Below are 10,650 nucleotides of genomic sequence, written 5' to 3'. Positions count from 1 at the left end.
CCATGTTGGCGCGCAGCTTGTCGGCGGTCGCCCAGAGGGTTTTCTTGAGGTCATCGAGCATGGTGCGCAGGATTCTGCACGACCCGCTGTGCTCAGACCAAAATCCAGGCCCGGACGAGAAAAAGCCTCGCAAATCAATGACTTGCGAGGCTGGTTCTGGTGGGCGGTGCAGGGTTCGAACCTGCGACCCCTGCCGTGTGAAGGCAGTGCTCTACCGCTGAGCTAACCGCCCGAAACTGGGTTCGGGTGCTGCGTTGCTTTGTTCAGTGCGCTGCAGCAAGAAAGAAATTATGCCACGGACATTTTGGAGCGCGCAAGGGTTTCAGGCAGAAATCGTTCGCCACACCGTCTTGCCACCGCTGGCCTTGTCCAGATCGGCCAGCACCGCCCCATGCGCGGTGACTTCCTGCTCGCTGGCACGCAGCACGGTGACGCTGAAAGCCGACAGGTCGATGTTCAGATCGGCCTCGTCGGCGCCGCCCTCCTCCTGCCCATCGTCGGCATCGATGACCAGCGCGTTCTGCCCGCGGGTCATGCGGATGTAGACCTCGGCCAGCAGGCCCGCATCCAGCAGCGCGCCGTGGAAGGTCCGGTTGGTGTTGTCCACCTCCAGGCGGCGGCACAGCGCGTCCAGCGAGTTCGCCTTGCCGGGATACTGCTCGCGCGCCATCACCAGCGTGTCGAGGATGCCCCCGGCCAGCTCGGCCACCTTCGGCTGCTGCACCCGGCGCAGTTCGGCGTTCAGGAACCCCACGTCGAACCCGGCGTTGTGGATGATGATCTCGGCCCCGCGCACGAACTCGACGAACTCTGCCGCCACCTCGCGGAACTTCGGTTTGTCGGCGAGGAAGGCATCGGTCAGGCCGTGGATGCGGGTGGCCTCTTCGCTGCCGGGGCGCTCGGGATTGAGATACAGGTGCAGGTGTCGCCCGGTCAGGCGCCGGCTGACCATCTCGATGCAGCCGATCTCGACGATGCGGTCGCCCGTCTCGGGGTTCAGGCCGGTGGTTTCGGTGTCGAGGAAGATCTGGCGCATGGCAGGCAGGGCCGGTGACGGCTCAGTGGTTTTCGCGGGCGTGGTTGATCGTGTACTTGGGGATCTCGATGAGCAGATCCTTCTGCGCGACGATCGCCTGGCAGCTCAGGCGCGAGTCCGGCTCCAGCCCCCAGGCGCGGTCGAGCAGGTCTTCCTCGGTCTCGTCCATCTCGTTCAGCGAGGCGAAGCCCTGGCGCACGATGACGTGGCAGGTGGTGCAGGCGCAGCTCATGTCGCAGGCGTGCTCGATGGCGATGCCATTTTCCAGCAGCGCCTCGCAGACGGAGGTGCCCGGCGCGACAGTGAGCGAAGCACCCTGCGGGCAGAGTTCTTGATGGGGCAGGATCTTGATGGTGGGCATGGTCGGAAGGGACTGCAGGTTCTCAAACGTCGTCAAGGCGGCGGCCCGTCAGGGCCTGCTGGATGCCACGGTTCATGCGCAGCGCGGCGAAGGTTTCGGTGCCGTCGCCCAGCGCCTTGGTGGCGGCGTCGATGGCGTGGGCGTCCTCGCTGCGCGCGGTCTCGGACAGCCTGTGCACCAGGCGGTCCAGCACGGCGCGCTCCTCCTCGTCGAGCAGGTCGCCATCGGCCTGCAGCGCCGCCCGGGTCGCCAGGATCAGGCGCTCGGCCTCGACGCGGGCTTCGGCCAGGGCACGGCGGCGCATGTCGCCTTCGGCTTCGGTGAAGCTCTCGCGCAGCATGGTGGCCACCTGGTCGTCGCTCAGACCGTAGCTCGGCTTGACGACGATGGAGGCTTCGACACCGCTGCCCTGCTCGCGGGCGCTGACGGACAGCAGTCCATCGGCGTCCACCTGGAAGGTCACACGGATGCGTGCCGCACCCGCGGCCATCGGCGGAATGCCGCGCAGCTCGAAGCGCGCCAGCGAGCGGCAGTCGCTCACCAGCTCGCGCTCTCCCTGCACGACGTGGATGGCCATCGCAGTCTGGCCGTCCTTGAAGGTGGTGAATTCCTGCGCCTTGGCGGTGGGCAGCGTCGAATTGCGCTCGATCACGCGCTCGACCAACCCGCCCATCGTCTCCAGCCCGAGCGACAGCGGCGTCACGTCGAGCAGCAGCATCTCGCCATCGGCCGCGTTGCCCGCCAGCGCGTTGGCCTGCAGCGCCGCACCGAGCGCGACGACTTCATCGGGGTTCACGTTGACCAGCGGCGCGCGGCCACAGAACGCGGCGACCGCCGCGCGCACGACCGGCATGCGCGTCGAGCCGCCGACCATCACCGTACCCTGCACCTCGTCCGGCGTCACCTTGGCATCGCGCAGCACACGCTTCATCAGCGTGACGGTGCGGCGGGTCAGCTCGTCGGTGGTGGCCTCGAACTCGGCGCGGGTCACGGTCTGCGTCAGCGCAACGGCGCCGTTCAGCGTGGCTTGCACGGTCGTCTCGTCGGCGTCAGACAAGGCTTCCTTGGCGGCACGGGCAGCCGTGAGCACGACACGCTTGTCGTGGGCATCCAGCGTGTCCAGCGTCGGCAGACCGGCGCGGTCCAGCAGCACTTGCGCCAGCCGCATGTCGTAGTCATCGCCGCCGAGCGCGGAATCCCCGCCCACCGCGACCACCTCGAACACGCCGCGCGACAGGCGCAGCAGCGAGATGTCGAAGGTGCCGCCGCCGAGATCGTAGACGGCGTAGAGGCCTTCGATCGCGTTGTCCAGCCCGTAGGCAATGGCCGCGGCGGTCGGCTCGTTGAGCAGGCGCAGCACGTTCAGGCCGGCGAGCTGCGCGGCGTCCTTGGTCGCCTGGCGCTGCGCGTCGTCGAAATACGCGGGCACGGTGATCACGGCACCGAACAGGTCATCGCTGAATGTGTCCTCGGCCCGATAGCGCAGCGTCGCCAGGATCTCGCCCGACACCTCGACCGGTGACTTCACGCCCTCGCGGGTCTCGATGGCGACCATGCCTGGCTGGTCGATGAAGTGGTATGGCAGGCGGCCGCGGTCGGCGATGTCGGCCAGCGCCCGGCCCATGAAACGCTTGACCGACACCAGCGTGTTGTGCGGATCGTCGGCCTGCGCGGCCAGCGCCTCGGCGCCGATCTGGCGCCGGCCCTCGCCCAGGTAGCGCACGGCCGACGGCAGGATCACCCGGCCCTGCGCATCCGGCAGGCACTCGGGCAGGCCGTGGCGCACAGCGGCGATCAGCGAATGGGTGGTGCCCAGGTCGATGCCCACGGCGACGCGGCGGGTGTGCGGGTCGGGCGTCTGCCCGGGTTCGGAGATCTGGAGGAGGGCCATGGGGACGCTATTGTCCCAGCGCGTCGAGGCGCCGGTCGACGTCGGCGGCAAAGCGCACGACAAACATGAACGCACGAACCTGCGCGGCCGCAGCCGGCCAGTCCTGGCGCTCGTCGATCAGGGTGGCGAGTTGCTGCTGCAATCGGCGTTCGTGGGCGACGACATCGTCGGCCAGCGCTTCGACGGCATCGAGCGTGCGGGCCTCGTCGAGGGCCTCGCGCCACTCCATCTGCTGCATCAGGAAGGCGCCAGGCATGGCGGTGTTGTTCTCGGCCTCGATCGGCGCACCGTGCAACTCGCAGAGGTAGGCCGCGCGCTTGAGCGGATCCTTCAGGCGCTGGTAGGCCTCGTTGACCCGGATCGCCCACTGCATGGCCACACGCTGAGCGGTACCGCCCTCGCCGGCGAAGCGATCGGGATGGACCTCGGTCTGCAGCGCCTTCCAGCGGGCATCGAGCAAGACTCGGTCCTGCGCAAACCGCGCCGGCACACCGAACAGGTCGAAATCGGAGTCGGTGAGCTTCACACGCGGAACGATTCGCCGCAGCCGCAGCGGTCCTTCTCGCGCGGGTTGTGGAACTTGAAGCCTTCGTTCAGCCCCTCGCGCACGAAGTCGAGTTCGGTGCCTTCGAGGTAGGGCAGGCTCTTCGGGTCGATGAGCACCTTGATGCCCCGGTCCTCGAACACGACATCTTCGGGCGCGATTTCGTCGGCGTATTCGAGCTTGTAGGCCAGGCCCGAACACCCCGTCGTCTTCACGCCCAGGCGCACACCGACGCCCTTGCCCCGACGGGCGATGTAGCGCGACACATGGCGTGCCGCCGATTCGGACAGCGTGACGGCCATGGCTGCACTCATTGGACCGTGGCGCCAGCGGGGGCGTGTCGGGCCTTGTAGTCGTCCACGGCGGCCTTGATCGCGTCTTCGGCCAGGATCGAGCAGTGGATCTTGACGGGGGGCAGCGCCAGTTCCTGGGCGATCTCGGTGTTCTTGATCGTCAGGGCTTCGTCCAGTGTGCGGCCCTTGACCCATTCGGTGACCAGCGACGACGACGCGATGGCCGAGCCGCAGCCGTAGGTCTTGAACTTGGCGTCCTCGATCAGCCCGGTGACCGGGTTGACCTTGATCTGCAGTTTCATCACGTCGCCGCAGGCAGGCGCGCCGACCATGCCGGTGCCCACGTCCTCGTCGCCCTTGTCGAAGCCGCCGACGTTGCGGGGGTTTTCGTAGTGGTCAATGACCTTGTCGCTGTATGCCATGGTGTAACTCCTGGGAACCCGTGTCGTGTCCGTTCAGTGCGCGTTCAATGCGCCGCCCACTGGATGGCGCTGATGTCGATGCCGTCCTTGTACATGTCCCACAGCGGCGACAGGTCGCGCAGCTTGGCCACACGGTCCTTCAGCGTGCTGACGGCGTAGTCGATTTCTTCCACCGTGGTGAAGCGGCCGATGGTCATGCGCAGGGACGAATGCGCCAGCTCATCGCTGCGGCCGAGCGCGCGCAGCACATAGCTCGGCTCCAGGCTCGCCGACGTGCAGGCCGAGCCGGACGACACCGCCAGCCCCTTGACACCCATGATCAGCGACTCGCCCTCGACATAGTTGAACGAGATGTTGAGGTTGTGCGGTACGCGGCGCGTCAGGTCGCCGTTGACGAACACCTGCTCGATGTCGGACAGGCCGTCCAGCAAGCGCTTGTGCAGCATCGCGATGCGGGCGTTTTCCTCGGCCATCTCCTGGCCAGCGATCTCGAACGCCAGCCCCATGCCGACGATCTGGTGCACCGGCAGCGTGCCCGAACGCATGCCACGCTCGTGGCCACCGCCGTGCATCTGCGCCTCGATGCGGATGCGCGGCTTGCGGCGCACGTACAGCGCGCCCATGCCCTTGGGCCCATAGCTCTTGTGCGAAGCCAGGCTCATCAGATCCACCGGCAGCGCGCCCATGTCGATCTCGACCTTGCCGGTGGCCTGCGCCGCATCGACGTGGAAAATGATGCCGTGTTCACGGCAGACCGCGCCGATCGCAGGAATGTCCTGGATCACGCCGATCTCGTTGTTCACGAACATCACCGACGCGAGGATGGTGTCCGGGCGGATCGCAGCCTTGAACTTGTCCAGGTCAAGCAGTCCATTGGCCTCGACATCGAGATAGGTCGCCTCGAAGCCCTGGCGCTCCAGTTCGCGCACGGTGTCGAGCACGGCCTTGTGCTCCGTCTTCACCGTGATGATGTGCTTGCCGCGGGTCTTGTAGAACTGCGCAGCGCCCTTCAAGGCGAGGTTGTTCGACTCGGTGGCACCCGAGGTCCAGACGATCTCGCGCGGATCGGCCTTGATCAGGCCCGCCACTTGCGCCCGCGCCTTCTCGACGGCTTCCTCGGCTTCCCAGCCCCAGGCGTGCGAGCGCGAGGCCGGGTTGCCGAAGTGCTCGCGCAGCCAGGGAATCATCGCGTCCACCACGCGCGGATCGACCGGGGTCGTCGCGCCGTAGTCCATGTAGATCGGGAAGTGCGGGGTCATGTCCATGTTGAAACCTGGTCGTTCTGCAGCGTCTGCTCGCATGAGCGGCACACCGCAGAACCTGTGGTGATTTACTTGGTGAGCGCCGATCCCAGCGCAAACACCGAATTGGGTGCCGTGATCTTGATCGGCTTGACCACGGGCTGGCTGGAGATGGCGCGTTTGATGGGCGCCTCCTCCACCGACACACCGCGGTGGAGCTGGTCATCGACCAGACTCTTCAGCGAGATCGAGTTCAGATACTCCAGCATCTTGGCGTTCAGGCTCGCCCACAGGTCGTGCGTCATGCAACGACCGGTGTCCTCGCCCATGCAGTTCTCGCCGCCGCCGCAGCCGGTTGCATCGATGGCCTCGTCCACGGCGACGATGATGTCCGCCACAGTGATGTCTTCGGCCTTGCGGCCCAGCGAGTAGCCGCCACCCGGACCACGGGTGCTTTCGACCAGTTCGTGCCGGCGCAGCTTGCCAAACAGCTGCTCCAGATAGGACAGGGAAATCTGCTGACGCGCGCTGATCGCGGCCAAGGCCACGGGGCCGCTGTGTTCGCGCAAGGCCAGATCAATCATCGCGGTGACCGCGAACCGACCCTTGGTTGTCAATCGCATGGCTTTAAGCTCCTGTAACTCGCGTTCGGCACCGCAACGGATGGCTGCGAACCGGGGCAGCAAGTCGGGTTGGACCCTCGCCCTCTTTCCCGAGTGATTTACTCGATTATAGCGAGGTGCGCCGTCTGTCACAGCTGTGGCGTCAACGGGCACCCTGAGGCGAGTACAGGTATTCGAGCAGGCCGTCGCACGCAAGTTCCACCAGATCGAGCACATGTTCGAAGCCGGGCGCGCTGCCGTAGTACGGATCAGGAACCACATCACCCGACCCAAGCGGTGCAAACGACATCAGCAGGCGAACCTGGGCCTGCGCATCGGCGGGCGCATGGGTGGCCAAGTGGTCAAGGTGGGTTCGGTCCATCGGCACGATCAGGTCGAATCGGTGGAAATCGGCCAGCACGACCGGCCGCGAGCGCAAGGTCGTCAGGTCATAGCCACGTCTGGCTGCATGCGCGATGCTGCGCGGATCCGGTGCATGGGACAGCTCGTGCGAGGCCCGGGTGCCAGCCGAATCCACCACGATACGCCCATGAAGCCCCGCCTGCTGGACCCGGTGGCGCAGCACCGCCTCGGCGGTGGGTGAACGGCAGATGTTGGCCGTGCACACCATCAGCACCCGCTGGACGGCACTCATCGCGCCCCCTTGGGAACCAGCACGGCAATCTGATCACCACCCGCAGCGCCAAACGCCTGTTCGCGCAGCAGTGCCAATTGATCGCGCAGGTGGGCCGCCTTCTCGAATTCGAGGTTCTTGGCATGGTCGAGCATCTGTTTCTCCAGCAGCTTGATGCGCCGCCCAAGATCCTTCTCGGACAGGACTTCCACCTCCGCGGCGGCGTGCAGCTGCGCCAGCTCCTGCAGATTGTCCTTGCCGGACTTCTCGCCATACACGCCGTCGATCAGCTCCTTGACGTGCTTGCGGATGCTCTGCGGCACGATGCCGTGCGCCTCGTTGTGCGCGATCTGCTTGGCGCGGCGGCGCTCGGTCTCGTCGATGGCGCGGCGCATCGAATCGGTGATGCGGTCCGCATAGAGGATGGCGTGGCCATTGAGGTTGCGCGCGGCCCGGCCGATGGTCTGGATCAGGCTGCGCTCGGACCGCAGGAAGCCCTCCTTGTCCGCGTCCAGGATCGCCACCAGCGACACCTCGGGAATGTCCAGCCCTTCGCGCAGCAGGTTGATGCCGACCAGCACGTCGAACGTCCCCAGCCGCAGATCGCGCAGGATCTCGACCCGCTCCACCGTGTCGATGTCCGAGTGCAGGTAGCGCACCTTGACGCCGTTCTCGCCCAGGTAGTCGGTGAGCTGCTCGGCCATGCGCTTGGTCAGCGTCGTGATCAGCACCCGCTCACCCACCTCGACCCGCAGCCGGATCTCCTGCAGCACGTCATCGACCTGCGTGGTGGCCGGGCGCACCTCGACCAGCGGGTCCACCAGCCCGGTCGGGCGCACGAGTTGCTCGACCACCTGCCCGGCGTGGGTGTTCTCGTAAGCCGCGGGCGTGGCCGACACGAACACCGCCTGGCGCATCTTGGTCTCGAATTCCTCGAACTTCAGCGGCCGGTTGTCGAGCGCGCTCGGCAGGCGGAAGCCGTACTCGACCAGCGTGGACTTGCGCGCCCGGTCGCCGTTGTACATGCCGCCGAACTGCCCGATCAGCACGTGGCTCTCGTCCAGGAACATCACCGCGTCCGGCGGCATGTAGTCCACCATCGTCGGCGGCGGGTCACCCGGCTTCGCGCCGGAGAGGTGGCGCGTGTAGTTCTCGATGCCCTTGCAGTGGCCGACCTCCTGCAGCATCTCCAGGTCGAACCGGGTGCGCTGCTCCAGCCGCTGCGCCTCGACCAGCTTGCCCTGCGAGACGTACTCGGCCAGCCGCTCGCGCAGCTCGGTCTTGATGCCCTCCATTGCTTCCAGCACCCGCTCGCGCGGCGTCACATAGTGGCTCGCCGGGTAGATGGTGAAGCGCGGCACCTTCTGGCGAATCCGGCCGGTGAGCGGATCGAACAGTTGCAGCGTCTCCACCTCGTCGTCGAACAGCTCCAGCCGCACCGCCAGCTCCGAGTGCTCTGCCGGAAATACATCGATCGTGTCGCCGCGCACGCGGAAGGTGCCGCGGGTGAAGTCGGTTTCGTTGCGCGTGTACTGCATCCGGATCAGTTGCGCGATCACGTCGCGCTGGCCGATCTTGTCGCCGACGCGCACGATGAAGCGCATCTGCGTGTAGTCCTCGGGCTTGCCGATGCCGTAGATGGCGCTGACCGAGGCGACGATGATGGTGTCGCGCCGCTCCAGCACGCTCTTGGTCGCGGACAGGCGCATCTGCTCGATGTGCTCGTTGATCGCGCTGTCCTTTTCGATGAACAGGTCGCGCTGCGGGACGTAGGCCTCCGGCTGGTAGTAATCGTAGTAGCTGACGAAGTACTCGACCGCGTTCTTCGGAAAGAACTCGCGGAACTCGGCGTAGAGCTGCGCGGCCAGCGTCTTGTTCGGCGCGAAGACGATCGCCGGGCGGCCAAGCCGGGCAATGACGTTGGCCATCGTGAAGGTCTTGCCTGAACCGGTCACGCCGAGCAGGGTCTGGAAGGTCAGGCCGTCCTGCACCCCTTCCACGAGCTGGTCGATCGCGGTCGGCTGATCACCCGCGGGTGGGTAGGGTTGAAAAAGCTGGAACGGCGAGTCCGGAAAACTCACGAAACGCCCCTCTGGCACTGGCTGGTCCGTCCCGACCGCCTCGATCTTGTCAATGTGGCTCATGCGACTCCCGACCCGCCGTTAAAATCGGCGCAACCGCCCAGCCTACCTGAAGGTAGCGGCTCTTTCCACAACACGTCCCGCCGGACCCCCTGTCATGTCCCTCTTCTCTGCTGTCGAAATGGCCCCGCGCGACCCGATCCTGGGTCTGAACGAACAGTTTGGTGCCGACACCAACCCCGCCAAGGTCAACCTGGGCGTGGGCGTCTACTACGACGACAACGGCAAGCTGCCCCTGCTGAAGTGCGTGGTCGAAGCCGAACGCCAGATGTTCGAAGCCCCGAAGGCCCGCGGCTACCTGCCCATCGACGGCATCGCCGCCTATGACAAGGCGGTGCAAGGTCTCGTGTTCGGCGCGGACAGCGCTGTTGTCACCGGTGGCCGTGTCGCCACGGTCCAGGCCATCGGCGGCACCGGCGGCCTGAAGATCGGCGCCGACTTCCTGAAGAAGGTCAACCCGAACGCCACCGTCCTGATTTCGGACCCGAGCTGGGAAAACCACCGCGCGCTGTTCACCAACGCCGGCTTCACCGTCGGCACCTACCCGTACTACGACGCCGAGAACAAGGGCATCAACTTCGCAGGCATGATCGGCGCCCTGCGCGCGGCGGACGCCGGCACGGTGCTGGTGCTGCACGCCTGCTGCCACAACCCGACCGGCTACGACATCACCGACGCCCAGTGGGACGAAGTGGTCGCGGTCATCAAGGAGCGCAATCTGGTCGCGTTCCTGGACATGGCCTACCAAGGTTTTGGTGAAGGCATCACCGAAGACGGCGCCGTGATCCAGAAGTTCGTCGCCGCGGGCCTGGACTTCTTCGTCTCCACCTCGTTCTCGAAGAGCTTCTCGCTGTACGGCGAGCGCGTGGGCGGCCTGTCGGTCGTCTGCGAAAGCAAGGAGGAATGCGCGCGCGTGCTGTCGCAACTGAAGATCGCGATCCGCACGAACTACTCCAACCCGCCGACACATGGCGCCCAGGTAGTTGCGACGGTCCTCAACACCCCGGCGCTGCGCGCGATGTGGGAAGAGGAACTGGCGGGCATGCGCGTGCGCATCAAGCAGATGCGCGTGCTGCTGGTCGAGAAGCTGACTGCGGCTGGCGTGAAGGGTGACCTGAGCTTCATCACGCGCCAGAAGGGCATGTTCAGCTACTCCGGCCTGAACAAGGACCAGATGGTTCGTCTGCGCGGCGAGTTTGGTGTGTACGGCGTGGATTCGGGCCGCATCTGCGTGGCCGCGCTGAACACCAAGAACATCGACTATGTCGCCGATGCGATCGTCAAGGTGATGTGATCCGAAAATTCACGCATCGGGAAGCGCCCTGCGGGGCGCTTTTTCATGGGCGAAACCGATTGAAAAAATCTGTTCCCCCAAAGCAAAACCCCCTCTGACCGATGAGGATCAGAGGGGGTTTTTAGGTAGAAGCCTGACGATGACCTACTTTCACACGCGCGGTGCGCACTATCATCGGCGCTAAGTCGTTT

At 65.8% G+C, this 10,650-nt stretch carries 11 protein-coding genes and 1 tRNA gene; 1 reads left to right on the top strand and 11 read right to left on the bottom strand.

Annotated elements, in window-relative coordinates; translation table 11 throughout:
- Positions 1-157 precede the first annotated feature (157 nt).
- The 11 genes from AB3X43_RS06430 to uvrB form a co-directional block, all read right to left on the bottom strand.
- Positions 158-232 (bottom strand) — tRNA-Val (locus AB3X43_RS06430).
- A gap of 90 nt (positions 233-322) precedes the next feature.
- On the bottom strand, positions 323-1,036 hold the full coding sequence (dnaQ, locus tag AB3X43_RS06425; RefSeq protein WP_369429035.1) for a DNA polymerase III subunit epsilon: 714 nt from the start codon (positions 1,034-1,036) through the stop codon (positions 323-325).
- Between the two features lie 22 nt (positions 1,037-1,058).
- A complete protein-coding gene (gene fdx / locus AB3X43_RS06420; protein ID WP_369429034.1) occupies positions 1,059-1,397 on the bottom strand; it encodes an ISC system 2Fe-2S type ferredoxin in 339 nt (112 codons plus the stop codon).
- A gap of 22 nt (positions 1,398-1,419) precedes the next feature.
- Positions 1,420-3,288 carry a Fe-S protein assembly chaperone HscA gene (gene hscA / locus AB3X43_RS06415; protein WP_369429033.1) on the bottom strand — a complete coding sequence of 623 codons (1,869 nt, stop codon included), beginning with the start codon at positions 3,286-3,288 and terminating at the stop codon, positions 1,420-1,422.
- A gap of 7 nt (positions 3,289-3,295) precedes the next feature.
- The gene (gene hscB, locus AB3X43_RS06410; RefSeq protein WP_369429032.1) at positions 3,296-3,814 is read right to left on the bottom strand and encodes a Fe-S protein assembly co-chaperone HscB; all 519 of its coding nucleotides are present in this window, start codon (positions 3,812-3,814) and stop codon (positions 3,296-3,298) included.
- Positions 3,811-4,134 carry an iron-sulfur cluster assembly protein IscA gene (gene iscA / locus AB3X43_RS06405; protein ID WP_310461590.1) on the bottom strand — a complete coding sequence of 108 codons (324 nt, stop codon included), beginning with the start codon at positions 4,132-4,134 and terminating at the stop codon, positions 3,811-3,813. Before iscA ends, hscB begins: the two co-directional genes overlap by 4 nt.
- Before the next feature lie 8 nt (positions 4,135-4,142).
- Complete coding sequence (iscU, locus tag AB3X43_RS06400) at positions 4,143-4,547, bottom strand: Fe-S cluster assembly scaffold IscU (protein WP_369429031.1); 405 nt, start codon at positions 4,545-4,547, stop codon at positions 4,143-4,145.
- A 44-nt stretch (positions 4,548-4,591) separates the two neighbouring features.
- Positions 4,592-5,812 (bottom strand): IscS subfamily cysteine desulfurase, encoded by a 1,221-nt coding sequence (locus AB3X43_RS06395; protein WP_369429030.1) that lies wholly within the window; start codon positions 5,810-5,812, stop codon positions 4,592-4,594.
- 65 nt (positions 5,813-5,877) lie between these two features.
- The gene (locus AB3X43_RS06390) at positions 5,878-6,411 is read right to left on the bottom strand and encodes a Fe-S cluster assembly transcription factor (protein ID WP_369429029.1); all 534 of its coding nucleotides are present in this window, start codon (positions 6,409-6,411) and stop codon (positions 5,878-5,880) included.
- A 142-nt stretch (positions 6,412-6,553) separates the two neighbouring features.
- The gene (locus tag AB3X43_RS06385; protein ID WP_369429028.1) at positions 6,554-7,045 is read right to left on the bottom strand and encodes a low molecular weight protein-tyrosine-phosphatase; all 492 of its coding nucleotides are present in this window, start codon (positions 7,043-7,045) and stop codon (positions 6,554-6,556) included.
- Positions 7,042-9,168, bottom strand: a complete 2,127-nt coding sequence (gene uvrB, locus AB3X43_RS06380) for an excinuclease ABC subunit UvrB (protein WP_369429027.1) — start codon at positions 9,166-9,168, stop codon at positions 7,042-7,044. Before uvrB ends, AB3X43_RS06385 begins: the two co-directional genes overlap by 4 nt.
- 94 nt (positions 9,169-9,262) lie before the next feature.
- Here uvrB and AB3X43_RS06375 point away from each other — a divergent pair, with 94 nt between their 5' ends.
- The gene (locus tag AB3X43_RS06375) at positions 9,263-10,459 is read left to right on the top strand and encodes an amino acid aminotransferase (protein ID WP_369429026.1); all 1,197 of its coding nucleotides are present in this window, start codon (positions 9,263-9,265) and stop codon (positions 10,457-10,459) included.
- Positions 10,460-10,650 lie beyond the last annotated feature (191 nt).

Origin of the sequence: Sphaerotilus sp. (assembly GCF_041083715.1) — a bacterium.
In the GTDB taxonomy this organism is placed as follows: domain Bacteria; phylum Pseudomonadota; class Gammaproteobacteria; order Burkholderiales; family Burkholderiaceae_C; genus Sphaerotilus.
The sequence above is the reverse complement of the archived record's forward strand: the minus strand, read 5'-3'. Positions and strand labels throughout refer to the sequence as shown.